Annotated in this window: 28 protein-coding genes; 20 read left to right on the forward strand and 8 right to left on the reverse strand. The window is 64.2% G+C overall.

Translation table 11 applies throughout. The annotated features are described in order from the left end of the window. The first annotated feature begins 29 nt into the window (after window positions 1–29). From clpX to Q0C42_RS17345, 4 genes are all read left to right on the forward strand, one after another. Complete coding sequence (gene clpX / locus Q0C42_RS17330; RefSeq protein WP_295078819.1) at window positions 30–1,292, forward strand: ATP-dependent Clp protease ATP-binding subunit ClpX; 1,263 nt, start codon at window positions 30–32, stop codon at window positions 1,290–1,292. Between the two features lie 214 nt (window positions 1,293–1,506). Next, window positions 1,507–1,881 carry an NADH:ubiquinone oxidoreductase subunit NDUFA12 gene (locus Q0C42_RS17335; RefSeq protein WP_295078821.1) on the forward strand — a complete coding sequence of 125 codons (375 nt, stop codon included), beginning with the start codon at window positions 1,507–1,509 and terminating at the stop codon, window positions 1,879–1,881. Next, a complete protein-coding gene (gene mlaD, locus Q0C42_RS17340; protein ID WP_295078824.1) occupies window positions 1,881–2,360 on the forward strand; it encodes an outer membrane lipid asymmetry maintenance protein MlaD in 480 nt (159 codons plus the stop codon). The genes Q0C42_RS17335 and mlaD overlap by 1 nt, the downstream gene beginning before the upstream one ends. Next, complete coding sequence (locus Q0C42_RS17345) at window positions 2,357–2,779, forward strand: DUF2155 domain-containing protein (protein ID WP_295078828.1); 423 nt, start codon at window positions 2,357–2,359, stop codon at window positions 2,777–2,779. The genes mlaD and Q0C42_RS17345 overlap by 4 nt, the downstream gene beginning before the upstream one ends. On the opposite strand, the gene aat is transcribed toward Q0C42_RS17345, so the two are convergent. The 3 genes from aat to accB all read right to left on the reverse strand — a co-directional run bounded on the left by aat (window position 2,701) and on the right by accB (window position 5,296). Then, entirely contained in the window at window positions 2,701–3,369 is a 669-nt protein-coding gene (aat, locus tag Q0C42_RS17350) for a leucyl/phenylalanyl-tRNA--protein transferase (protein ID WP_295078831.1), read from the reverse strand. The two genes, Q0C42_RS17345 and aat, sit on opposite strands and share 79 nt — an antisense overlap. 82 nt (window positions 3,370–3,451) lie before the next feature. Next, window positions 3,452–4,798, reverse strand: coding sequence for an acetyl-CoA carboxylase biotin carboxylase subunit (gene accC, locus Q0C42_RS17355; protein ID WP_295078834.1), 1,347 nt, complete (start codon window positions 4,796–4,798; stop codon window positions 3,452–3,454). Between the two features lie 12 nt (window positions 4,799–4,810). Next, window positions 4,811–5,296, reverse strand: a complete 486-nt coding sequence (gene accB / locus Q0C42_RS17360; protein ID WP_295078837.1) for an acetyl-CoA carboxylase biotin carboxyl carrier protein — start codon at window positions 5,294–5,296, stop codon at window positions 4,811–4,813. Window positions 5,297–5,545: 249 nt separating this feature from the next. Here accB and Q0C42_RS17365 point away from each other — a divergent pair, with 249 nt between their 5' ends. From Q0C42_RS17365 to preA, 3 genes are all read left to right on the forward strand, one after another. After that, the gene (locus tag Q0C42_RS17365) at window positions 5,546–6,865 is read left to right on the forward strand and encodes an NAD(P)-dependent oxidoreductase (protein WP_295078840.1); all 1,320 of its coding nucleotides are present in this window, start codon (window positions 5,546–5,548) and stop codon (window positions 6,863–6,865) included. Between the two features lie 66 nt (window positions 6,866–6,931). Continuing rightward, window positions 6,932–7,462, forward strand: coding sequence for a DedA family protein (locus Q0C42_RS17370; protein WP_295078843.1), 531 nt, complete (start codon window positions 6,932–6,934; stop codon window positions 7,460–7,462). Window positions 7,463–7,531: 69 nt separating this feature from the next. Beyond that, window positions 7,532–8,830 carry an NAD-dependent dihydropyrimidine dehydrogenase subunit PreA gene (gene preA / locus Q0C42_RS17375; protein ID WP_295078846.1) on the forward strand — a complete coding sequence of 433 codons (1,299 nt, stop codon included), beginning with the start codon at window positions 7,532–7,534 and terminating at the stop codon, window positions 8,828–8,830. Window positions 8,831–8,911: 81 nt separating this feature from the next. On the opposite strand, the gene Q0C42_RS17380 is transcribed toward preA, so the two are convergent. The 4 genes from Q0C42_RS17380 to Q0C42_RS17395 form a co-directional block, all read right to left on the reverse strand. After that, window positions 8,912–9,205: a hypothetical protein gene (locus Q0C42_RS17380; protein WP_295078849.1), complete on the reverse strand. Its 294-nt coding sequence runs from the start codon at window positions 9,203–9,205 to the stop codon at window positions 8,912–8,914. An 83-nt stretch (window positions 9,206–9,288) separates the two neighbouring features. After that, on the reverse strand, window positions 9,289–9,909 hold the full coding sequence (locus Q0C42_RS17385) for a TetR family transcriptional regulator C-terminal domain-containing protein (RefSeq protein ID WP_295078852.1): 621 nt from the start codon (window positions 9,907–9,909) through the stop codon (window positions 9,289–9,291). A 320-nt stretch (window positions 9,910–10,229) separates the two neighbouring features. Further along, complete coding sequence (locus tag Q0C42_RS17390; protein WP_295078855.1) at window positions 10,230–10,682, reverse strand: heme-binding protein; 453 nt, start codon at window positions 10,680–10,682, stop codon at window positions 10,230–10,232. Between the two features lie 9 nt (window positions 10,683–10,691). Continuing rightward, window positions 10,692–11,339: a TetR/AcrR family transcriptional regulator gene (locus Q0C42_RS17395; RefSeq protein WP_295078858.1), complete on the reverse strand. Its 648-nt coding sequence runs from the start codon at window positions 11,337–11,339 to the stop codon at window positions 10,692–10,694. Window positions 11,340–11,459: 120 nt separating this feature from the next. On the opposite strand from Q0C42_RS17395, the gene Q0C42_RS17400 reads away from it, so the two are divergent. From Q0C42_RS17400 to hydA, 3 genes are read left to right on the forward strand one after another with little or no spacing between them, the layout of a single operon-like run. Continuing rightward, window positions 11,460–12,710: a Zn-dependent hydrolase gene (locus Q0C42_RS17400; RefSeq protein WP_295078862.1), complete on the forward strand. Its 1,251-nt coding sequence runs from the start codon at window positions 11,460–11,462 to the stop codon at window positions 12,708–12,710. Next, the gene (locus tag Q0C42_RS17405) at window positions 12,707–13,186 is read left to right on the forward strand and encodes a hypothetical protein (RefSeq protein ID WP_295078865.1); all 480 of its coding nucleotides are present in this window, start codon (window positions 12,707–12,709) and stop codon (window positions 13,184–13,186) included. The genes Q0C42_RS17400 and Q0C42_RS17405 overlap by 4 nt, the downstream gene beginning before the upstream one ends. Before the next feature lie 21 nt (window positions 13,187–13,207). Then, window positions 13,208–14,659: a dihydropyrimidinase gene (gene hydA, locus Q0C42_RS17410; RefSeq protein WP_295078868.1), complete on the forward strand. Its 1,452-nt coding sequence runs from the start codon at window positions 13,208–13,210 to the stop codon at window positions 14,657–14,659. A gap of 5 nt (window positions 14,660–14,664) precedes the next feature. On the opposite strand, the gene Q0C42_RS17415 is transcribed toward hydA, so the two are convergent. Next, complete coding sequence (locus Q0C42_RS17415) at window positions 14,665–14,805, reverse strand: hypothetical protein (protein WP_295078871.1); 141 nt, start codon at window positions 14,803–14,805, stop codon at window positions 14,665–14,667. A 92-nt stretch (window positions 14,806–14,897) separates the two neighbouring features. Between Q0C42_RS17415 and Q0C42_RS17420 the strand changes: the two genes are divergently transcribed. The 10 genes from Q0C42_RS17420 to Q0C42_RS17465 all read left to right on the forward strand — a co-directional run bounded on the left by Q0C42_RS17420 (window position 14,898) and on the right by Q0C42_RS17465 (window position 24,131). Then, window positions 14,898–15,689, forward strand: a complete 792-nt coding sequence (locus tag Q0C42_RS17420) for an ABC transporter ATP-binding protein (RefSeq protein ID WP_295078874.1) — start codon at window positions 14,898–14,900, stop codon at window positions 15,687–15,689. Window positions 15,690–15,767: 78 nt separating this feature from the next. Continuing rightward, entirely contained in the window at window positions 15,768–16,103 is a 336-nt protein-coding gene (locus tag Q0C42_RS17425; protein WP_295078877.1) for a hypothetical protein, read from the forward strand. Continuing rightward, entirely contained in the window at window positions 16,100–16,966 is an 867-nt protein-coding gene (locus Q0C42_RS17430) for an ABC transporter permease (protein ID WP_295078880.1), read from the forward strand. Before Q0C42_RS17425 ends, Q0C42_RS17430 begins: the two co-directional genes overlap by 4 nt. Then, on the forward strand, window positions 16,963–17,808 hold the full coding sequence (locus Q0C42_RS17435; protein ID WP_295078883.1) for an ABC transporter permease: 846 nt from the start codon (window positions 16,963–16,965) through the stop codon (window positions 17,806–17,808). The genes Q0C42_RS17430 and Q0C42_RS17435 overlap by 4 nt, the downstream gene beginning before the upstream one ends. A 37-nt stretch (window positions 17,809–17,845) precedes the next feature. Next, entirely contained in the window at window positions 17,846–18,826 is a 981-nt protein-coding gene (locus Q0C42_RS17440; RefSeq protein ID WP_295078886.1) for an ABC transporter substrate-binding protein, read from the forward strand. A gap of 99 nt (window positions 18,827–18,925) precedes the next feature. Next, complete coding sequence (locus tag Q0C42_RS17445; RefSeq protein ID WP_295078889.1) at window positions 18,926–19,309, forward strand: hypothetical protein; 384 nt, start codon at window positions 18,926–18,928, stop codon at window positions 19,307–19,309. A gap of 72 nt (window positions 19,310–19,381) precedes the next feature. Continuing rightward, the gene (locus Q0C42_RS17450) at window positions 19,382–20,671 is read left to right on the forward strand and encodes a helix-turn-helix transcriptional regulator (protein ID WP_295078892.1); all 1,290 of its coding nucleotides are present in this window, start codon (window positions 19,382–19,384) and stop codon (window positions 20,669–20,671) included. A gap of 130 nt (window positions 20,672–20,801) precedes the next feature. Further along, the gene (locus Q0C42_RS17455) at window positions 20,802–21,179 is read left to right on the forward strand and encodes a response regulator (RefSeq protein WP_295078895.1); all 378 of its coding nucleotides are present in this window, start codon (window positions 20,802–20,804) and stop codon (window positions 21,177–21,179) included. Next, on the forward strand, window positions 21,176–21,445 hold the full coding sequence (locus tag Q0C42_RS17460) for a hypothetical protein (RefSeq protein ID WP_295078898.1): 270 nt from the start codon (window positions 21,176–21,178) through the stop codon (window positions 21,443–21,445). Before Q0C42_RS17455 ends, Q0C42_RS17460 begins: the two co-directional genes overlap by 4 nt. 1 nt (window position 21,446) lies before the next feature. Continuing rightward, entirely contained in the window at window positions 21,447–24,131 is a 2,685-nt protein-coding gene (locus Q0C42_RS17465; RefSeq protein ID WP_295078900.1) for an ATP-binding protein, read from the forward strand. Window positions 24,132–24,164: the final 33 nt, after the last annotated feature.

Here is a 24,164-nt window from a genome sequence, read left to right on the forward strand (position 1 = left end):
ACCGGTGGCAAAGCACTAGAGGACTGCGGATGGCGAACAACACCGGCGGCGACAGCAAGAACACTTTGTACTGCTCGTTCTGCGGCAAGAGCCAGCATGAGGTGCGCAAGCTTATCGCGGGCCCGACCGTCTTCATCTGCGATGAATGCGTCGAGCTGTGCATGGACATCATCCGCGAGGAGACGAAGACCACCGGTCTGAAATCTTCGGACGGCGTGCCGACCCCACGGGAAATCTGCAAGGTTCTGGACGATTACGTGATCGGCCAGATCCACGCCAAGCGCGTGCTGTCGGTCGCGGTGCACAACCATTACAAGCGGCTGAACCATTCGTCGAAGAACGACATCGAGCTGTCGAAGTCGAACATCCTGCTGATCGGCCCCACGGGCTGCGGCAAGACGCTGCTGGCTCAGACTCTCGCCCGCATCCTGGACGTGCCCTTCACGATGGCCGACGCGACCACGCTGACCGAAGCTGGCTACGTGGGCGAGGATGTCGAGAACATCATCCTGAAGCTTCTGCAGGCCAGCGAGTACAACGTCGAACGCGCACAGCGCGGAATTGTCTACATCGACGAGGTCGACAAGATCACACGCAAGTCTGACAACCCTTCGATCACCCGCGACGTGTCGGGCGAGGGCGTTCAGCAAGCGCTTCTGAAGATCATGGAAGGCACCGTGGCCAGCGTTCCCCCGCAGGGCGGCCGCAAACACCCGCAGCAGGAATTCCTTCAGGTCGACACGACGAACATCCTCTTCATCTGCGGTGGCGCTTTCGCGGGTCTGGAAAAGATCATCGCGCAGCGCAACAAGGGCTCGGGCATCGGCTTTGGGGCCGACGTCAAGGGTCCGGAAGAACGCGGCGTGGGCGAGCTCTTCAAGGAACTGGAACCTGAGGATCTGCTCAAGTTCGGTCTGATCCCGGAGTTCGTCGGTCGCCTGCCCGTCATCGCCACGCTGACCGACCTGGACGAGGCGGCGCTGGTCACGATCCTGACCGAACCGAAGAACGCGCTCGTCAAGCAATACCAGCGCCTGTTCGAGATCGAAGGCGTCAAGCTGACCTTCACCTCCGATGCCCTGGTCGCGATCGCAAAGCGCGCGATCAAGCGCAAGACCGGCGCGCGGGGCTTGCGGTCGATCATGGAGGACATCCTTCTCGACACCATGTTCGAACTGCCGGGCATGGATTCGGTCGAGGAAGTTGTCGTCAAGGACGAAGCGGTTCATTCGGGTGCGAAGCCGATGCTCGTCTATACCGAGACAAAGAAGAAAGAGCCGGTGAAGGCCTGATCCGACCTCAGTCGCTGGGTTCTAGCAAGGCGGTGCGATGCTGCGTGTTGCCACGGTCACTCTGCTTGCTTTGTGATCGACGGCCGTTGGCGCGAGATGGCGGAAACGGTGTATTTGGCACGACCCGATACGTCCGGCAACGCGCCACTCTGCCCAGCCCGCCCTAGACCTTTCTTCCGGCATCCGGCATAAGTGGCGCAAACGGAGGCCGCCCATGTATTTTCTGAAACGCCTGCTGACCTGGTGGAACAGCCAGACCATCGGCACCCAGCTGTTCACCGCCCGCAAGGGTGTGCGGGTCGGCGAGGATGAGGCGGGGAACATCTTCTACCAGACTGCCGATGCCAAGCGCCGCTGGGTGATCTTCAATGGCGACATGGAAGCTTCCCGCGTGTCTCCCGACTGGCACGGCTGGCTGCATTACACCTGGGACGAGCCGCCGACCAAGTCGCCGCTGAAACACAAGGTCTGGGAAAAGCCGCACCAGGAAAACCTTACCGGCACCGAAGCGGCCTATGCGCCCCCGGGCTCGATCCGTCGCATTGAACCCGTCGCGCGCCGCGATTACGAGGCCTGGCAGCCCGAGTGATGGCTTACGAACGTGCAGAAATCCTGGCCGGGGCTGCGGTTCTGGCCGTGGCAGCGGGCTTTGCGCTCTACGCGGTGCAGGGCTCGGGCATGCTGAGCCAACCCGCCAGCTACCCGTTGACGGCAAGCTTCCGGTCGATTGAAGGAGTCAGTGTTGGGACCGACGTGCGACTTGCCGGAGTCAAGGTCGGCACCGTGACCGCCCTGTCGCTGAACCCCGAAACCTTCTTCGCCGACGCCACCATCTCGATGCGCAACGACGTGGCGGTCCCGGTAGATTCAACACTCCTCGTTTCTTCCGAAGGATTGCTGGGCGGGACCTTTGTCGAGGTCCAACCCGGCGGCGCGCTGGAGGCGCTGGAACCCGGAGGCGAGATCGAGGACACCCAGGGCGCGGTCAGTCTGATCACGCTTCTGATGAAGTTTGCGGGCGGTGGAGCCGAAGGCGACGCCGCTGCGGACCAGGCAGCAGCGCCATGAAAGCGTTCTTCTTGGTGCTTGCGCTGGCCTTCCCGGCCGCAGCGCAAGAGGGTGATCCTGATCCGCAACCCGGGCCTGAATTCACCGACTCGGATGGTGCCGAACTGCGCTTTCTGGACAAGCTCACCAGCGAAACCGGCGATGTCGAGTTGAGCGTGGGACAGGCCGCGAAGTTCGGTCGCCTTGTGGTCCAGCTGGACAGTTGCCGCTATCCGACAGGCAACCCCGCATCGGACGCCGAGGCGCATCTGACAATTCTGGAAGAAACGACCGAGGCGGAGCTTTTCACGGGATGGATGCTGGCATCGTCTCCCGCGCTCTCCGCGCTTGACCATCCGCGCTACGATGTCTGGGTGCTGAACTGCATTCTACCCGCAGCCGCGCTGGAAGAAGCGACGGCCCCGGCCGAGGGCGAGTAGCTTTCCGGATAGAAGTCTGCAGTCGTCTCCAGTGCTTCGGCCAGCAGGCGATGGTAATCGGCCCGGGAAATCTCGGCTCCGCCCAGACTTGCCAGATGCGACGTGACGAACTGGGTGTCAAACAGCCGGAACCCCCCTTCGCGCAGGCGGTGAACGGCGTAGGCGAGTGCCACTTTCGAGGCATCGGTCACAGTCGAGAACATGCTTTCTCCGAAGAAAGCGCCCCCCAGGGCAACGCCGTACACCCCGCCGACAAGCTCCTCGCCGCACCACACTTCGACGCTGTGGGCAAAGCCCAGTCGATGGAGTTGCAGGTAAAGTCGCTGAATACGGTGGCTGATCCAGGTTTCCTCGCGCGCGGCGCAAGCCTCGACGACTGCCTGGAACGCGGTATCCGTCGTCACGCGAAACCGGCCGGACCGAATGCGCTTGGCCAGAGATCGCGACAGGTGGAAACCGTCAAGCGACAGCACACCCCGACGACGCGGGTCGACCCAGTGGATCTCGGGGTCGTCGCGGCCATCGGACATCGGAAAGATGCCCATCGCATAGGCGCGAAGCAGGATATCGGGGGTAAGGACTTCGTCCACCTACAAAATCCTTCGAAGGATTTTGCAAAAGTCTTCGAAGACTTTTGCGGCAGGGCGCCCGACGATGGACGCCCCGCTCATCTTAGTTGAACTGCTTTTCCAGCCACTTTTCCAGCCAGTGGATGTTGTATTCGCCGTTCTGGATGTCCGGCTCGGCCAAAAGCATGTGGAACAGCGGGATTGAGGTATCGATGCCGTCGATGATCAGTTCCGACAGTGCCCGCTTCAGCCGCGCCAATGCCTCGGGCCGGTCGCGGCCGTGCACGATCAGCTTGCCGATCAGGCTGTCGTAATAGGGCGGAATGCGGTAGCCGTCGTAGATCGCGCTGTCCATCCGCACGCCAAGGCCGCCCGGCGCGTGGAACTGGGTGATCCGGCCGGGGCAGGGCGAGAAGTTCGGGATCTTTTCGGCGTTGATCCGCACCTCGATGCAGTGGCCGTTGATCTCCAGCTCTTCCTGGCGGAACGACAGGCCCATGCCGCTGGCGACGCGGATCTGTTCGCGCACCAGATCGACGCCGAAGATGCCTTCGGTGACCGGATGTTCGACCTGTAGCCGCGTGTTCATCTCGATGAAGTAGAAGTTGCCGTCTTCGTAGAGGAACTCGATCGTGCCCGCGCCGATGTATTTCAGCTTCTTCAACGCGTTGGCGCAGATCATGCCGATCTTGCTGCGAAGTTCCGGGGTGATCGCCGGGCCGGGGGCTTCCTCGAACACCTTCTGGTGGCGGCGCTGCAAGGAACAGTCGCGCTCGCCCAGATGCACCGCGTCGCCCTTGCCGTCACCAAACACCTGGATCTCGATGTGCCGCGGACGCTGGAGGTACTTCTCCATATAGACTTCGTCGTTGCCGAAGGCGTTCTTCGCTTCGGACCGGGCGGTGCGGAAAGCGATTTCCAGTTCCGTCGCGTTGGTGGCGACCTTCATCCCGCGCCCGCCGCCGCCGGCGGTGGCCTTGATGATCACCGGATAGCCGATTTCCTCGGCGACGGTGCGTGCGGTCTCGTAGTCCGGAACCCCGCCGTCCGAGCCGGGGACGACCGGGATTCCAAGCTCCTTCGCCGTGACCTTGGCGGTGATCTTGTCGCCCATGATGCGGATATGTTCCGCCGAAGGGCCGATGAAGGTCAGGCCGTGGTCTTCCAATGCCTGCGCAAAGGCCGCGTTTTCGGACAGGAAACCGTAGCCGGGATGTACCGCCTGCGCGCCGGTGATCTCGCAGGCCGAGATGATGGCAGCCTTGGACAGGTAGCTTTCCGAGGACGGGGCCGGGCCGATGCAGACAGACTCGTCTGCCATGCGGACATGCATCGCGTCGGTGTCGGCGGTGGAATGCACGGCGACCGACTTGATCCCCATTTCCTGGCAGGCCCGGATCACGCGCAGCGCGATCTCACCCCGGTTGGCGATCAGGATCTTATCGAACATGGGTGTATTCCCTTATTCGATGATCATCAGGGGGGCGCCGTATTCGACCGGATGGCCATCCTCGACCAGGATGCGCTTCACCGTGCCCGACTTCGGGGCCGGAATGTGGTTCATCGTCTTCATCGCTTCGATGATCAGGACGGTCTGGCCTTCGGTCACCTGGGCGCCAAGGGCGACGAAGGGCGTGGCTCCGGGTTCGGCAGCCAGATAGATCGTGCCGACCATCGGCGAGGTTACGGCCCCGGGATGCTGGGCGGGGTCCTCCGGCGCTGCCGCAGCAGTCGGTGCCGCCGCAACCCCCGCAGGCGCTGCATACTGCACCGGGGCAGGGGCCGCGGACACCGTCACCACGTTCGACTGCTTGACGACCCGGACTTCCAGGCTGTCATCCTCGCCGTATTCCCGCTTCACCGACAGTTCGGTCAGGTCGTTCTTGTTCAGAAGCTCGGCAAGCGCCGAGATGAAGGCGACATCGGTGTCGGTGTTCTGCTTGCTCATCGGATCCTCTGTTCTTCTCTGCCCTGGGCGCGCGGGTTGGCCAAAGCCCCCGACAGTCTGGTATTGGGCGCTTATACGCGACCGGGCCGGGGCTGAAAAGCCGCGAAAGCGTTGGCGCTATCAGCCGGGTTGCTTGAAAAACGTGCAATCACCGGGAAATTCTCGGGATAAGAAACTTTACCATTTGATAAAAAAATTGACCTGTGCCAGCCTTCCTGAAAACAAGCACAGGGGAGGACCAGACGTCCCATGACGCACAGCCCGCTGACGCCCGGCATCGTTCCGGGTCGCCTGCCAGCCGAAGCCTATGCCCGGAATTTCGCCGACCACGAACCGGCGCTGGACAGACATGAGGCCAGGGTCGCCGCCGATCGCTGCTACTTCTGCCATGATGCACCCTGCATCACGGCCTGCCCGACTTCGATCGACATCCCGCTCTTCATCCGCCAGATCGCGACCGGTACGCCCGAAGCGGCTGCGACGACGATCTGGACCCAGAACATCCTGGGTGGGATCTGCGCCCGGGTTTGCCCCACAGAGACCCTCTGCGAAGAAGCTTGCGTCCGCGAAGCAGCCGAGGGAAAGCCGGTCGAGATCGGGCGTCTGCAGCGGTTTGCCACCGACGTGGCGATGGCCAAGGGCCTGCACCCCTTCACGCGTGCCGCCAGGACCGGCAAGCGGATTGCCGTGGTCGGCGCAGGGCCTGCGGGTCTGGCTTGCGCGCACCGGCTGGCGATGCACGGTCATGACGCGGTGATCTTCGAACGTCGGCCAAAGGCCGGGGGACTGAACGAATATGGCATCGCCAGCTACAAGGCCACCGGCGGCTTTGCGCAAAAGGAAGTCGATTGGCTGCTGCAAATCGGCGGGATCGAGATCCGGACCGGCGTCGAGCTTGGCCGCGACATCAGTCTTGACCAGTTGACCGGTGACTTCGACGCGGTGTTCCTTGGGATCGGCCTTGCGGGCGTCAACGCGCTCCGGGCCGCGGGCGAGGACCTGTCCGGCGTCCGCAACGCCGTCGATTTCATCGCCGAGCTCCGCCAGGCCTCCGATGTCTCGACCCTGCCCATCGGCCGTGACGTGGTGGTGATCGGCGGCGGCATGACGGCCGTCGACGCCGCCGTGCAGTCCAAGCTTCTTGGCGCCGAGAACGTCACCATCGTCTACCGCCGTGGCCAGGAAAAGATGTCCGCCTCGGGTTATGAGCAAGAGCATGCGGCCCAGGCGGGGGTCCGGATCATCCACAACGCGGCCCCGGTCCGCGTCTTGGGCAACGGCAGTGCCGAAGCGGTGGAGTTTGCCTATACCGCCGAAGGACCGAACGGCCTGACCCTCAGCTCCGAGACCTTTACCCTGAAGGCCGACCAGGTCTTCAAGGCCATCGGCCAAACCCTGACCGGAGCGCCCGATACGCTGCCCGTCGCGGGCGGCAAGCTGGCAGGTGCGTCGGCGAAGGTCTGGGTCGGCGGCGACTGCGCGGCGGGGGGCGAGGATCTGACCGTCACCGCCGTCGCCGAGGGCCGCGATGCTGCCGAGGCGATGCACATCCAGCTTATGGCTCTGTAATGGCTGCTTTGCTCCCTTGCTTTATTTGGGAACCCGCGCCAGAACGGGCGCCGGAAGAGGTGGCCGTTGGAAGAGTTCGCGCAAAGTATCATCGCCTTCATCGAACAGAACCAGACCTGGTTTCCGTTCATCATGGTGCTTTTCGCGGCGGCCGAGACGACCGCTTTCCTGTCGCTGCTTATCCCCTCGACGCCCGTGTTGGCAGCCGTGGGTGCGCTGGCAGCAACCGGGGCGCTGTCCTTCACCGCGCTCTGGATCGGGGCGACGATCGGCGCGCTGATCGGGTCGACCTTCAGCTACTGGCTGGGGCGCCGCTACGGCACGCACATCCTGACGATGCGGCCCTTGCGCGACCACCCGGATTGGGTGGCAAAGGCGCAGGCCACCTTCGACAAATACGGCCCGGTGACGATCTTCATCGGCCATTTCACCACCATCTTCCGGCCCGTGGTCTTTCTGATGGCCGGAATGAGCGGCATGTCCTTGCCGCGGTTCATGTTCTGGAACACGCTTGGCTGCGTCGCCTGGGCCTTCATCGTGCCGAAGCTCGGCCAGTTCGGCGGCGATCTTATCGGCTGGATCTGGTCGCTGTTCTGACCAACGCTGGGCGGATCGCCCACCTTACTTCCCCCGCATCCCTCTCCGCCCGTCGCAAGGAGGCTGATCATGGCTGACCTCAGCTCGAATTTCATTGGCATCAAGTCGCCGAACCCGTTCTGGCTGGCCTCGGCGCCACCGACGGACAAGAAGTACAACGTCGAGCGCGCGTTCGAGGCGGGCTGGGGTGGCGTGGTCTGGAAGACCTTGGGCGCGGAAGGCCCGCCGATCGTCAACGTGAACGGCCCGCGTTACGGCGCGATCTGGGGGGCGGACCGGCGGCTCCTGGGCCTGAACAACATCGAACTTATTACCGACCGCCCGCTGGAGGTGAACCTGCAGGAGATCAAGGAGGTCAAGCGCAAGTGGAAGGACCGCGCGCTGGTCATCTCCCTTATGGTCCCTTGCGACGAAGAGTCCTGGAAGGACATCCTCAAGCGCATCGAGGATACCGAGGCGGACGGGGTCGAGCTCAACTTCGGCTGCCCGCACGGCATGGCCGAACGCGGCATGGGCTCGGCTGTGGGCCAAGTGCCGGAATACATCGAGATGGTCACGCGCTGGGTCAAGCAGTACTCCCGCATGCCCTGCATCGTGAAACTGACGCCCAACATCACCTCGATCCTGCCGCCCGCGATCGCAGCACATCGGGGCGGGGCGGATGCGGTCAGCCTGATCAACACGGTGAAGTCCATCACCAATGTCGACCTTGACCACTTCTCGCCCTTCCCGATGATCGACGGCAGGGGGTCGCACGGCGGCTATTGCGGCCCGGCCGTGAAGCCCATCGCGTTGAACATGGTGGCCGAGATTGCGCGGTACGAGGAAACCCGCGGCATGCCGATCAGCGGCATCGGCGGAGTGACCACCTGGCGCGATGCGGCGGAGTTCATGGCACTTGGCGCAGGAAACGTGCAGGTCTGCACGGCCGCCATGACCTATGGCTTCAAGATCGTGCAGGAGATGATCTCGGGCCTGTCGCAGTATCTCGACGAAAAGCAGATGGCGATGTCCGACCTGGTCGGCCGCGCGGTGCCGAACTTTGTCGAATGGCAGCACCTGAACCTGAACTACGTCACCAAGGCCCAGATCGACCAGGACCTCTGCATCTCCTGCGGGCGCTGCTATGCGGCTTGCGAGGACACCAGCCACCAGGCCATCGCCATGTCGCCCGACCGGGTGTTCACCGTGATGGACGACGAATGCGTGGCCTGCAACCTCTGCATCGACGTCTGCCCGGTGGAAAGCTGCATCACCATGCGCGAACTGCCGAAGGGGACCGTTGATCCGCGCACCGGCAAGGTGGTCGGAGATTACGCCGACTGGACGACGCATCCGAACAACCCGATGGCCCAAGCAGCAGAGTGAACGCTACGCCGACTGCGGCGACGCGGAAGGCCTTTCTTCACGACGCAAGGGCCACCACTTCGACCTGGTGCTGGACCTAGTCTAGGGCAGGGGCAGCGGGCTGATTCCGGCCGCGATGCTGGCCTGTATGTAGGCTTCTCGCGCAGCATTTGCCGCTGCGGCCGCGTTGTTCTCGGTGGCCATCCGCGCCTCGACCAGATGCCGGTCACCTGCGCCAGGTTTTGGCGGGGGTTGCTGGACGGCCTGCACCTGCAACGGGGCAGCAACCGGACCGGAGGTGCCGGAAGGATACTGGCCGGCCGGCTTTGGTTCATGCAAAGGCGTGGCAAGCGGATTGTCGGCCAGCGGCAGTGAAGCCCGGATATTGCTGATCATGTTTTGCCCTTCCGTCTGTAAATGCACGCGGGCGGATGTTAACGCAAAAGCAACGTCTTATCAGCTGAAGATTGCGTAAAACTCTAGCCTTGTGGTGCAAGCAGTCGGGTGAACAAGGTTTCGAGAAATCCGCCGGCCTCGGCAAAAGGGTCATGGCCCGGGCCCAGAACCGCGCGCACCTGAACATCGAAGTCGGCGTAGTGCTGGGTCAAGGCCCAGATCGAGAACACCAGATGCACCGGATCGACGCGGGCGATGCGTCCCTCTTCCATCCAAGCCGTCAGAACCCGCGCCTTTTCGTCCACCAGCCGCCGCAGGTCTCCTTCGATCGCCTCGCGCATGCGTGGCGCCCCTTGCAGGATCTCGTTGGCGAAGAGCCGACTTTCTCGCGGAAAATCGCGGGCGAGGTCCAGCTTGCGCCGCACGTAGCCCATGATTTCCGCCAGCGGCTCGCCCTGCGCGTCCATTTCGCGCAATGGATCAAGCCAGGTGTCCAGAAGCCCGGTGAGAAGCGCCGTGTGCACCTCTTCCTTCGAGGGGAAGTAGTACAGCAGATTAGGCTTTGACAGCCCCGCCACCTCGGCGATCTGGTCCAGCGTCGCGCCCCGGAAGCCTTGCAACGAAAACACCTCCAGCGCCGCATCCAGGATAAGCTCGCGGTTGCGTTGCTGGATGCGCGATCGGGGACGGGCGGTGGGCGACATGGATCCGGGATGATTGCTGCGGACCCCTTGGATAGCGCGCGGGCGACTGTCAGGTCAAATCATTCGCAAGACCCGACAGGCATTGTCGTGAGGCGCAGCGACGGTTCAGTTCACCGCCTGCATGATGCCCCAAGGCAGCAAGGTGAACATCGCCGTGATGATCAGAAGCGACCGCTTGATGCCTGAAAACATTTGTTTCTCCCTGATTGGCCTCGGCTTCAGCTAGGAGATCAGGAGCCTGATGCAAGGCACCTGTGATGAAGCGTCGCAGGTCCTACCTGCGAGGCCCGTGCTTTGCGCAATCTGCTCCGCAGCGGGCCTTACCCAGCGGCCAAGGCCCTGATGGCCCGGACGACCAGCCTGTGGTCCTCGACCTGGGGCAGACCGGACACCGTTGCAACCGCTACGACACCGATCCCGGTCACCCGGATCGGCACCGCGCCCCCGCTGTCGGCATAATCCGCCCCGGAAAGCCCGTGCTTGTCCAGAGGCTCACCTTTCACCCGGTTGCGTGCCACCACCAGCATCGAGGGAAGCTGGAACATCAGCGCCGTATTGGACTTGCGCCGCGCCCAAAGGTCGTTCAGCGGTGCCGATCCCGGCAGCCCCGCATGAAACAGGGTTCGGTCCGCGGTGCGGATGTCGACCACCACCGGCAGCCGCTCGGCCAGCGCGATGTCGACCAGGATGCGACCCAGGGCCAGCGCCTGCGCCTCGTCAAAGTGTGGCAGGTGAAGCGAGGCGAACTCCGCCTCCAGTTCGGCAATATCCATCGTCATCCCCTAGATCGCCCCGATCCCGCGCAGGACCATGTCCCTGACGCTGGTTTTCGCCTCCCGCCACTGCGTATCGGTCAGGGGCTTGCCGTCGTTCAACGTCTGGATCTGATGTCCGAAGTCCGCATAGTGCTGCGTGGTGGCCCAGAGCATGTACAGAAGATGCCGCGGGTTGATCGGCTGCATCTTCCCCTCGTCGATCCAGCGCTGGATCACCGCGATCCGGCCATTGGTCCAGTCGCGCAAGGTCGTCTCCAGATAGTCCTGGATCACCGGCGCGCCGTGCATCACCTCGGACGCCCAGACCTTCGAGCCATGCGGATGCGTGCGGCTGATGTCCATCTTGGCATCGATATAGGCCCCGATGCCTTCGACCGGCCCCGGCGCGTTGTCGAAGCTGGAAGCGGCATCCAGCCAGATCTCGAAGATCTGCTGCACGACCCGGCGGTAAAGGTCTTCCTTGGTGGCAAAGTAGTAATGCAGGTTTGCCTTCGGCAGCCCCGCCATGTCGGCGATCAGCTGCATGGTCGCGCCGCCGAACCCGGCTTCGGCAAACACCTTTTCCGCGGCATCCAGAATGGCGCGTTCGTTCTCGCGCCGGATATCTGTGCGGCGGCCGGGTTTCAGGCGCGAAATCTGGGCATCGCCGCTCATGCCGTTCCCATATTTTCGTTGACCGTCTGGTCAGGTTGTGGTGCGCTTCACCTTGACCATACGGTCAGGAAACGAGTCGCGGCAAGGGGCAGCATGGCCCCGCTGCACAGGGAGCTTACGATGCCAGCTACCGGGGACAACCTGCGGATCGATCCTGCGCGCCTGTGGGATTCCTTGGAGGAAATGGCCAAGATCGGCCCCGGCGTTGCGGGCGGCTGCAACCGGCAAACCCTGACCGACGCGGATTCCGAAGGGCGGCATCTCTTCCAGCGCTGGTGCGCGGCGGCCGGCATGTCGATGGGCGTCGACACGATGGGCAACATGTTTGCCACCCGCCCCGGAAACGACCCCAGCGCCCTCCCGGTCTACATGGGCTCGCATCTCGACACCCAGCCGACGGGCGGGAAGTATGACGGCGTCCTCGGCGTCCTTGGTGCGCTGGAGGTGGTGCGGACGCTGAACGACATGGGCGTGAAGACGAAGCATCCCATCGTGGTGACCAACTGGACCAACGAAGAAGGCGCCCGGTTCGCCCCTGCAATGCTGGCATCGGGCGTCTTCGCAGGCATCCATACCGAGGACTACGCAAAGTCGCGGAAGGACCCGGAAGGCAAGCTTTTCGGCGACGAACTGGCCCGCATCGGTTGGGTTGGCGACGAGAGAGTCGGCGCCCGAAAAATGCACGCGATGCTGGAACTGCACATCGAGCAAGGCCCGATCCTCGAGGCCGAGGGCAAGGAGATTGGCGTCGTCACCCACGGCCAGGGCCTCTGGTGGCTGGAGATCACGCTGACGGGCAAGGACGCCCACACCGGATCGACCCCGATGCACTTGCGGGTCAACGCGGGTCTTGGCATGGCGCGGATCACCGAGCGCGTGCATCAGATCGCGATGAGCCACCAGCCGAACGCCGTGGGCGCGGTGGGGCAGGTCAAGGTCTTCCCGAACTCGCGCAACGTGATCCCGGGGAAGGTGGTCTTCACGGTGGATATCCGGTCCCCAGAACAGGCCAAGCTCGACGCGATGAAGGCCGAAGTGACGCGGGCCGCCCTTGCGGTGGCGAAGGAGCTGGGGCTGGGGTGTGAGATCGAGGATGTGGGCCACTTCGACCCCGTCACCTTCGACCCCGGCCTTGTGAAGATCGTCCGGCAAGCGGCGGAAAAGCTGGGCTATTCCCACATGGACATCGTCTCCGGCGCTGGCCACGATGCCTGCTGGATCAACCGCGTCGCGCCCACGGTGATGGTGATGTGCCCCTGCGTGGACGGGCTTTCCCACAATGAGGCCGAGGAGATCAGCCCGGAGTGGGCGGCGGCGGGGACGGACGTACTGCTGCACGCGGTGCTTGAGGTGGCGGAGGTGGTGGGGTGACGAAAATCAGGAGTTTGATCGGCTCAGCTCTGTTGTTTGCCCAGCTCGTTCCGTCCGTCGGTTCTGCAGAAGGCTTCCAGTTGGATGCGGATAAGGAGGGACTTCGCAAATTTGGGAACGAACCCTTCTTTTCGGAACTTGCTGTTGGTGAAGAAGCCTATGCCTATATCTCTAGCCTTTGCGTCGATGGCTCCACACTTAAGCTACTAGCGAATATGCCGATCAGCTCGCTAAGTGAATACGGCTATAACCTGAAGCTAAAGCGGGAAGTGAATAACTCGGTAACTGGCCAGGTTGTCACTGGTGCAAGCGCAGATGCCTCACGTAAGGCGAACTGGTTTTCCGGTTTTGGCGGTCTTTACCAGTGCGATCAGGTTGCGGCGCTGGTGCCGTTTGAACCGACCTTTCTTCTCGTTGTCAGCATTGATGGCTTTACGGACCTCAAATCGCTGATGCGTAGCCACTTCAAAGAATAACTCGGTCGGGGAGTCCTTTAAATGACCACCATCATCAAGAACGGCACCGTCGTCACCGCCGACCTCACCTACAAGGCCGATGTGCGGGTAGAGAACGGGGTGATCACCGAGATCGGGCAGGGCCTCAAGGGTGGCACCGAACTCGACGCGACCGGCTGTTATGTGATGCCCGGCGGCATTGATCCGCATACGCATCTGGAGATGCCCTTCATGGGCACCTACTCGGCGGATGATTTTGAGTCCGGCACCCGGGCGGCCCTCAGCGGCGGGACCACGATGGTCGTCGACTTCATCCTGCCGGGGCAAGGTCAGGACCTGATGGATGCGGCCAAGGTCTGGTCGAACAAATCCACCCGCGCGACCTGCGATTATTCCTACCACATGGCTGTCACCTGGTGGGGCGAGAAGGTCTGGACCGGGATCGAAGAGTCCGCCAAGGCCGGGATCACCAGCTTCAAGCACTTCATGGCCTACAAGGGCGCGCTGATGGTGAATGACGATGAGTTGTTCAATTCTTTCCGCAGGGTAGGCGACGTGGGCGGCCTTGCGATGGTCCACGCCGAGAACGGCGATGTGGTGGCCGAACTGACCGCAAAGCTCTTGGCCGAGGGCAACACCGGGCCAGAGGGTCACGCCTATTCCCGCCCGCCGCAGGTGGAGGGTGAGGCCACCAACCGCGCGATCATGATTGCCGACATGGCGGGCGTGCCGCTGTACGTGGTCCATGTAAGCTGCGAGGACGCGCACGAGGCGATCCGGCGCGCACGGAGCCAAGGCAAACGGGTCTGGGGCGAGCCCCTGATCCAGCACCTGACGCTGGACGAAAGCGAATACTTCCATCCTGACTGGGACCATGCCGCCCGCCGCGTGATGTCGCCACCCTTCCGCAACAAGCAGCATCAGGACAGCCTTTGGGCTGGGCTGATGTCCGGCAGTCTCTCCGTCGTCGCCACCGATCACTGCGCCTTCACCACGGAACAGAAGCGCTTCGGCGTCGGTAACTTCGCCAAGATCCCGAACGGGACCGGAGGGCTTGAGGACCGGATGCCGATGCTCTGGACCCATGGGGTCGCAACGGGTCGACTGACGCCAAATGAGTTTGTCGCCGTAACCTCAACCAATATCGCGAAAATTCTGAACTGCTACCCGAAGAAGGGCGCGGTTCTGGTGGGCGCGGATGCCGACCTTGTGGTCTGGGACCCCGAAAAGACGAAAACCATCGCCGCAGGGAAACAGCAGTCGTCGATCGACTACAACGTCTTCGAGGGTCATGCCGTGAAGGGCCTGCCCCGTTTCACCCTGACCCGTGGCCACGTCGCGATCCACGATGGCGAGGTGCGCACGCAGGAAGGCCACGGCAAGTTTGTCGCGCGGCAGGCGCGTCCGGCGGTCAACCGTGCGCTGACCCAGTGGAAGGACCTGACTGCACCTCGGCCCGTCGAACGGACCGGCATTCCGGCGACGGGGGTCTGACGGTGTCAGGGCTCCCCTTGTTCGCTTTCCTCCTCGTCCCGTTCGGCGGGCGCGAAAGCGATGATGGGGGCGTCGAAGAAAACCTCTTCCAGGTCCTCGGGGGCGGGAGCAAAGGCGAGGGTCGTCTGCAAGGCGTTGATAAGCATGGCGGTCCTCCTTATCGGGACGAGGTGGGGACGCTCCCTGCGCGGCACAAGTGTCGCAGCGACAGGCAACGGGAATGTGAAGGGAAGGCGGCGTGAAGGACGGAGTGAGCCAGCCGGTGATCGAGGCGAAGGGGGTGAACCTGGTGTTCCAGACCGCCGACGGCCCGGTGCAGGCGTTGAAGGATGTGAACCTGACCGTCAACCGGGGGGATTTCGTCAGTTTCATCGGGCCGTCCGGCTGCGGCAAGACGACATTCCTGCGCGCCATCGCCGCGTTGGAACATCCGACGGGCGGCACGTTGACGGTCAATGGAATGTCCCCGGACGAAGCGCGCCGGAAGCGGGCCTATGGCTACGTCTTCCAGGCAGCAGGGCTTTACCCGTGGCGGACGATTGCCGGGAATATCAGGCTTCCCCTGGAAATCATGGGATTTTCCAAGGCCGAGCAGGACGAGCGGACCGAACGGGTGCTTGATCTGGTCGAGTTGAAGGGCTTTGGCAAGAAGTTCCCTTGGCAGCTGTCGGGGGGGATGCAGCAACGGGCCAGCATCGCCCGCGCCCTGGCCTTCGATGCCGATATCCTTCTGATGGACGAACCTTTCGGCGCGCTGGATGAGATCGTGCGCGACCGGCTGAACGAAGAGGTGCTGAAGCTTTGGGCGCGCACCGGGAAAACCATCGGTTTCGTGACCCACTCGATCCCCGAGGCCGTCTATCTGTCGACCAAGATCGTCGTGATGTCCCCGCGTCCGGGGCGGATCACCGATGTGATCGACTCACCCCTGCCGAAGGACCGCCCGCTGGATATCCGCGACAGCCGCGAGTTCATCGAGATCGCTCACCGCGTGCGGGAGGGGCTGCGCGCCGGGCATCATGAGGACTAGGCGGGACATGCACAGCGCGTATTCATCGCGTATGCATCCCATGCATACGGCGTATGTACGCGTAGACGGAGGCGCGGCATGAATGCCATGACCTTTGTCTGGCTGTCTGCTGCCACGGCGGTCTTCGTGGCCGCCAACGCCGTTCTGAAAGTTTACGCGACCAAAGGGCAATTGCCGATCCTGATCGGGGCGCTGGCAATGTTCTGCGTTGGGAACTGGCTGATGGTCCAGGTGATGAAGGCCAACGGGTTGGGTCTTGCGATCGCATTGTCGGCAATCTTCCAACTGGTCGCGATCTCGGTGATGGCGATCTTCGTCTTTGGCGAACGGCCGACGGGCCTGCAGATGGCTGGAATGGTTCTGGGTTGCGTCGCGGTGGCGATGATCGCCTGGCCGACAGGGGGCAAGGCATGAGCCGCGCGCTTCCTGTCCTGACCGTCCTCGCCGGGATCGTAGCGATCTGGTACGCCGCCGCAGTCTGGATGAACGCCACCTGGGTCTTTGACCAGGCCGAGCGGGCAGGGACCACCGTGACCTGGGGGGAAGTGATCCCGCAGACGATGACGCAGGACCGCCCGCTTCTGCCGCCGCCGCATCAGGTTGGGGCAGAGCTGTGGAAAGGACTCTTCGGGCAGGCGATCACCTCGAAGCGCAGCCTCGTCTACCACGCCTATGTGACCTTCAAGGGCACGATGATGGGCTTCGGGCTGGGGATCATCTCGGGCGTGCTTCTGGCAATGGCCATCGTCCGGTTCCGGGTTATGGACATGAGTGTGATGCCCTGGGCGATCATCAGCCAGACCGTGCCCATCGTCGCCCTGGCGCCGATGATCATCACGCTGTCCAGCCAGCTGGGGCTGGAGGGACGCGACCTGTCGAAAGCGATCATCGCGGCGTATCTCAGTTTCTTCCCGGTACTGGTCAGCATGGTGAAGGGGTTGCGCAGCCCCGACCAGATGCAGCTTGACCTTTTGCGGACCTACGGCGCGGGCGAGATGGCGACCTTCCTGAAACTGCGGCTTCCAGCCTCGATGCCCTATTTCTTCGCCTCGCTGAAGGTTGCCGTGGCAGCCAGCCTGGTCGGGACCATCGTGGGCGAGCTTCCCACCGGAGCAATCGAGGGTCTGGGCGCACGGATGCTGATCGGCTCGCAGTTCGGAGAGCCTCTGATCATGTGGGCGGCCCTGTTTGCGGCGGCGATCCTGGCGGGGCTTCTGATCCTGGTCGTGGGCTTCGTCGAACGGGCGGCCCGCAAGCGGATGGGGGTGCCGTCATGACCGCGCTTTGGCTGGCGATCGGGTTCTGGCTGGCGGCATGGGCGGTGAATGTCTGGCTGGCGGGAAGCCGTTTGTCCCGGACCGGACCCGGCCGTGCGCTGGTGCCGCTCCTTTTCGGCGCGACGGTGCTGGTGCTGTGGGAGGGGCTGGTGCGCGGCCTTGGCGTTGCCCCGGTGATCCTGCCTGCGCCCAGCGTCATTGCGGCAAAGATCGCGGTGGAACTGCCGACGCTTTGGCAAGACTTCGCCCAGACCATCCTGAAGGGAGCCATCCCCGGCTTCCTCATCGGGGCGGGCGCGGCGTTCCTGACCGCGATCGCCATAGACCGCTCGCCCTTCCTGCAACGCGGGCTTCTGCCCGTCGGCAACTTCGTGGCGGCGCTGCCCATCGTCGGCCTCGCCCCCATTCTGGTGATGTGGTTCGGATTCGACTGGCAGTCCAAGGCTGCCGTCGTCGTGGTCATGGTGTTCTTCCCGATCCTGGTGAACATGGTCGCGGGATTGCAGGCCAGCGAAAGGATGCAGCGCGACCTGATGGCAACCTGGGGCGCGTCCTATTGGCAGGGCCTCTTCAAGCTGCGGCTTCCCGCCGCGATGCCATTCCTTTTCAACGGGCTGAAGATTGCATCGACACTGGCCCTGATCGGGGCCATCGTTGCCGAGTTTTTCGGCAGTCCGGTCTACGGCATGGGCTTCCGCATCTCGACCGAGGTGGGGCGGCTTGGCCTGGACATGGTTTGGGCCACGATTGCGGTCGCGGCTCTGGCGGGGTCGGCCTTCTACGGGCTGATCACGCTGATCGAACGGGGGGTGACGTTCTGGCACCCGTCGCAACGGCATTAACAGAGGCCCAAAACGGGCTCAACACGGGAGTATGAAGATGAAGAAACTGATCACGGCGGCCTTCCTTGCGGCGGTGGCGTCGCAAGCCAGCGCCGAAGATGTGAAGCTGCAGCTGAAATGGGTCACCCAGGCGCAGTTCGCGGGCTACTACGTCGCCCAGGCCAAGGGCTTTTACGAAGAAGAGGGCCTGAACGTCACCATCCTGCCGGGCGGCCCGGACATCGCCCCGACCCAGGTGATCGCGGGCGGCGGCGCCGACGTGATCGTGGAATGGATGCCGGCTGCCCTTGCCGCGCGCGAAAAGGGCCTGCCCCTGGTGAACATCGCCCAGCCGTTTGCCTCCTCGGGCATGATGCTGACCTGCCTGAAGGAAAGCGGGATCACCTCGCCGACCGATTTCGCAGACAAGACGCTCGGCGTCTGGTTCTTCGGCAACGAATACCCGTTCCTGTCCTGGATGTCTCAGCTTGGTCTTGCGACCGACGGCTCGGCCGGTGGCGTCACGGTGCTGAAGCAGGGCTTCAACGTCGATCCCCTCCTGCAGAAGCAGGCGGCCTGCATCTCGACCATGACCTACAACGAATACTGGCAGGTCATCGACGCCGGGATCACCGAGGACCAGCTGGTGACCTTCAAGTATGAAGATCAGGGCGTCGCGACGCTGGAAGACGGGCTTTACGTGCTGGAGGACAAGCTGGCCGACCCGGCCTTCCAGGAGACGATGGTCAAGTTCGTCCGCGCGTCGATGAAGGGCTGGAAGTACGCCGAGGCGAACTCGGACGAAGCGGCGATGATCGTGCTGGAGAACGACCAGACCGGCGCGCAGACCGAGAACCACCAGAAGCGCATGATGGGCGAGATCGCCAAGCTGACCGCGGGCTCGAACGGTGCGCTGGACGTGGCCGCCGCCGAGCGGACCGTGGCTTCGCTGATGTCAGGCGGGTCGGACCCGGTGATCACCAAGGCACCGGAAGGCGCCTGGACCTCCGCGATCACCGACAAGGCGCTGGCGCAGTAATTCGCTAGACTTGTCTGAATTGGGCGGGCGCGGCCACGGGTCGCGCCCGCCTTTTCTTTACGATGTCCGTCCATCGTGGGTCCCGGAAGGGGAACGGTGATGGGTTGGCTGGTTACGGGGCTTGTCGCTGTCGCTGCGGCGCTGATGGCGACGGTGTGGTGGCAGGGTTCGGCCGCGCCCTCCGGGCTTCTGCACGGCGCGACCTCGGCGGCTGGAGAGGCGGCCTATTGCCTTGCGGTGGCCGAACGGATTTCCGAGATCACCAGGGGCCAGGGCGATCCCCGGCTGGAACGGCACCTGGATGAGCAGATCGATCTCTGGCGCCTGCGCGCCGGTCATCAGCCCGGCTTGGGTCGGGCGGCTTTGGCCCGAGACAGTGCCGCCCCCGGCGTGAACGAAGGCGCTTATCTGCATGTGGCCGTGCAGGACTGCGCGATGCGGGCGATCAAATTCTACGGCCACCGCTTCGACGGCTTCGACTGATCCGGCAGCCGATTGACAAGCTCCTGTAAATCGGACCACATCCAGTCAATTCCTTTTCCAGGCCGTGTCGCCATGCCGATATCTGCGCTTACCGGGACCAAGCTGCGGGATCGTCGTCTGGCGGCGGGTCTGCGGCAATCGGACGTGGCCCTCCGGGCGGGAATCTCGGCCTCCTATCTCAATCTGATCGAACACAATCGCCGCAAGGTCACGCCCGAGGTGATGGAGCGGCTGGCCGACGCCTTGCAGATCGACCGCGCCGCGCTGGCCGAAGGGCGCGAGGTAGCGCTGGTCGAGGATCTGCGCGCCGCCGCCGCGCGGGGCGGTGCCGTGGGCGAAGGCGGGGCCGAGGTTGAGCGGGTCGAGGATTTCGTCGACCGGTTCCCGGGTTGGGCGGCACTGATCGCATCGCTGGACACGCGGGGCAGGGCGCTGGAACGGGCGGTCGAGGCGATGAATGACCGCATGACGCACGACCCCCATCTGTCGCAGTCGCTGCACGAACTCTTGTCCTCGCTGTCCGCGGTCCGGGCCACGGCGGCGATCCTGGCCGAGACGCCGGACCTGGAACCCGACTGGGCCGCCCGTTTCCACCGCAACCTGCACCAGGACAGCGAGCGGCTGGCGGCCGGGGCCGAAGCTCTGGTCGGTTTTCTGGACGCCGGACAGGGGATCGACGAGCAGGGCATCGCCGCCCCGCAGGAAGAGGTGGAGGATTGGCTGCGCGGCCGGTCCTGGCGGATCTCGGACGCTGATCTGGAGACCGGGTTGGAGGCGGAGATTGCGGCTCTCGCCTCGACCGCGGCGCGCAGCCTTGCGCGGGCTCATCTCGCGCAGGTCCGGACGGATGCAGCACGTCTTCCCGAAGCCGCCTGCCTTGCGGCACTGGAGGAACTGGGGCCGGACCCGTTCCTGCTGGCCGACCGCTTCGCCTGTTCGCCGCTGGTGGTCATGCGGCGACTGGCGGAGGTGCCCGGACTTGCGGCGGGGCTCGTCAGTTGCGATGGCTCGGGCACGCTGACCTTCCGCAAACCCGCAACCGGCTTTCCGCTGCCGCGGTTCGGGGCGGCCTGCCCGCTCTGGCCGCTTTACGCGGCACTTGGCCGACCGATGCAACCCTTCGAGGCAAGGGTCCAGATGGCCGGCCAAAGCGACCGCCGCCACCGGGCGATCGCCTGGTCGGAAAGCCGTCATCCGCAGGGCTTGCGCGGGCCCGAACTGCGCGAGGCGGCCATGCTGATCCTGCCGGATGATGGGTTGGGGCCGGTTCTCACCGTCGGATCAAGCTGCCGGGTCTGCGCACGTGGCGACTGTCCGGCGCGACGCGAGCCGTCGATCCTGGCCGCCGAAGGGGTCGGCTGACCGCCGCTAAGCTCACTGGCCCCGGTTCAGCTCCCTAAGGATACAGAACCAGTGCCCGCAAGGCTTTGACAGGCGGGCTCCTTCTGCCGATAGTGGGGCAGGGCGGCTGCAGACCGCCCGGGGGGAACCATTGGCACAGCATGTCCTGCTGATCGAGGACGAACCGAACATCGCCGAGGCGATCCGGTTCCTTCTGACCCGCGATGGCCTTCGGGTCAGTCACGCCGCCGAGGGCGCTTCGGCGCTGTCCATGCTGCGGCAGGACCCGCCCGACCTGGTGATCCTGGACCACATGCTGCCGGGCATGTCGGGGTTGGAGATACTGACGGCCCTGCGCGCTGATCCGAGCAACTGCAATCTTCCGGTGATGATGCTGACCGCGCGCGGCCGCGACCGCGAGATGGCCGAGCAGGCCGGCGCTGACCGGTTCATGACGAAGCCCTTTTCCAACGCTGAAATCCTGGCCGAGGTGCGGGCCATGCTGGGACGAGGCTCGGCCCCAGGATGAAGCAGCCAAGGCGCCCCCTCTTCCTGGCGCGCGCACCCTATCGCAGGCGGCGCTTGCGCGATGCGGCGCGGCTCTTGCCGATCGTCGGGGCGTTCCTGCTGCTTCTGCCGCTGCTCTGGGCCCGGGAAGCGCGCCTATCGCTGACCTCGGCCGACGTGATCTACTTCTTTCTCGTCTGGCTGGGGCTGATCGGCCTGGCCGCCGCCCTGGCCCCCGGTCTGCGCGGCGGGGACGGTGGGGACGGCGCGGACGACGAGGAGGACTGAGGTGCCGTTCAACCTTCTGGTCCTGTCTTGCGTGCTTTATGCCGCTTTCCTTTTCGCCGTGGCCTTCGTGGTCGAACGCCGGGCTGCCCGTGGACGACTGGGCTGGCTGCGCTCACCTGTCGTCTACACGCTGTCGCTGTCGATCTATTGCACGGCCTGGACCTTCTACGGCGCGGTCGGCTACGCCGCACGGTCCGGGTTGGAGTTTCTGACGATCTACTTCGGTCCGACACTGGTCTTCATCGGCTGGTGGTGGCTTTTGCGCAAGCTGGTGCGGATCGGACGGCGGTACCACGTCACCTCGCTGGCCGACCTGATCTCGTCGCGCTACGGCAAATCGAACATGCTGGGCGTTATCGTGACGGTGATCGCGGTCGTGGCAGCCACGCCCTATATCGCGCTCCAGCTGCAGTCGATGGTGCTGTCCTTTGGCGTCTTCGCCAGTGCCGAACCCGACGGCTCGCGCCCGCTGGACCCCGACCAGATCGCAGTCTGGGTCGCGGTCGGGCTTGCGTTCTTCACCATCCTGTTTGGCACACGCAATCTGGATGCCCGAGAACAGCACCACGGTATCGTCACCGCCATCGCGGTCGAGGCGGTGGTCAAGCTGGTGGCGCTTCTGGCGGTGGGGTCCTTCGTGGTCTGGGGAATTGCCGGGGGCGTGGGCGATGTCATCGCGCGCATCGATGCCGCGGACCTCTCGGCCTGGCAGGTGCAGCCGGGGCGCTGGACCGGGCTTATCTTCCTGTCGGCCGCCGCGGTGATCTGCCTGCCGCGGATGTTCCAGGTCCTGGTGGTCGAGAACGAGGACGAGGGCCACCTCGCGCGGGCAAGCTGGGCCTTCCCGCTGTACCTGATGGCGATGAGCCTCTTCATCGTGCCCATCGCCGTGGTCGGGCTGGACCGCCTGCCCGAGGGCTCGAACCCGGACATGTTCGTCCTCACCCTGCCTCTGGCCGAAGGTCAGGCGGGGTTAGCGATGCTGGCCTTCCTGGGCGGCTTTTCCTCGGCCACCTCGATGGTGATCGTCGAAGCGATAGCGCTTGCCACCATGATCTCGAACCACGTGGTCATCCCGCTTTGGTTGCGGCTGCGCCCGGGTGCTGCGGCCGAGGATGACCTGCGGTCGGTCGTGCTGAACGCCCGGCGCCTAGCCATCGCGGCAGTGCTGGCGATGGGCTACGCCTACTATCATGTCTCGGGCGGCTCGGCTGCGCTGGCCACGATAGGGCTGATCGCCTTCCTGGGCGTCGCGCAGGTGCTGCCGGCCTTGCTGGGTGGTATCTTCTGGCGCGGCGCGACCCGGACCGGGGCGGTCCTGGGCCTGCTGACCGGTCTGACTGTCTGGGCCTATACCTCGTACCTGCCGTCCTTCGGTCCCGGAGCCGTGCTGCCGCAAGCCATCTTCACCGAGGGGCTTTTCGGCCTTGATTGGCTGCGACCCCATGCTCTTTTTGGCACTCAGGCGATGGACCCGATCACCCATGCGCTGTTCTGGTCGATGGCGCTGAACGTGCTGGCTTTCTGCCTGGGTTCCCTTTTCACCTTTCCCGGCCCGGTGGAACGCCTGCAAGGCGCGGCCTTCGTCAATGTCTTCGAAGGTGCCGTCGGGCCGCAACGCTGGGCCCGTGGCCAGGTCGATCCCGAGGCGCTTCTGGGCATGGCGCAGCGCATCCTGGGCGAAGAGTCGGCACTGAGCCTGTTCCAAAGCGCCGCGCGCGCGCAAGGCAAGGACGGTTTCCTGCCGGATCCGACACCGAACTTCCTTGATCAGCTGGAAACCCGCCTTTCGGGCTCGGTCGGGGCGGCGACGGCGCACGCGATGATCAGCCAGCTGGTGGGCCGCGCCACGGTGACGGTCGAGGACCTGATGGCGGTGGCCTCGGAATCGGCGCAGATCCTGGAGTATTCCGCCCAGCTTGAGGCGCGCGAGGCGGAACTGACCCGCACTGCCGGGGCGCTGCGCGAGGCGAACGAAAAGCTGACCCAGCTTTCGCTGCAGAAGGACGCCTTCCTCAGCCAGATCAGTCACGAGCTGCGCACGCCGATGACCTCGATCCGCGCTTTCTCCGAGATCCTGACCGAAGGCGACTTGGCTCCGGAACTGGTCATACGCTATGGCAAGATCATCCACGATGAAGCCAAGCGTCTGACGCGGCTTCTGGACGACCTTCTGGACCTGTCGGTGCTGGAAAACGGCTCGGTACAGCTGAATCTGGGCCTCGCCAGCCTGCAGGGCATGATCGACACCGCTCTGATCGCGGCGCGCCAGACCCGGCCGGACCGCGAGTTTCTGGTGGTGCGCGACCTGCCGTCCGAGGCGATGTACCTCAAGACCGATGCCGACCGGTTGACCCAGGTCTTCATCAACCTGATCTCGAACGCGCGGAAATACTGCGACGCGACCCGGCCCGAGCTGCGGATCGTGGTCCGGCAGCGGTCGGGGCGGGTCACGGTCGACTTCATCGACAACGGCAAGGGCATTCCGAAGGAAAGCCAGACACTGATCTTCGAGAAGTTCGCGCGCCTGACCGATGCCAACCGCGCGGGTGGCGCGGGGCTGGGCCTGGCGATCTGCCGCGAGATCATGACCAACCTCGGCGGCTCGGTCGCCTATCTGCCGGGCCAGAAGGGGGCTGCGTTCCGGGTGACGGTGCCCCTGCGGCTGGAACGGATGGCAGCGTGACTCCGGCATCGTTTAACCCTTTGTAAGGGAAGA

The sequence above is a fragment of the Tabrizicola sp. genome (assembly GCF_022842145.1).
Taxonomy (GTDB): Bacteria; Pseudomonadota; Alphaproteobacteria; order Rhodobacterales; family Rhodobacteraceae; genus Tabrizicola.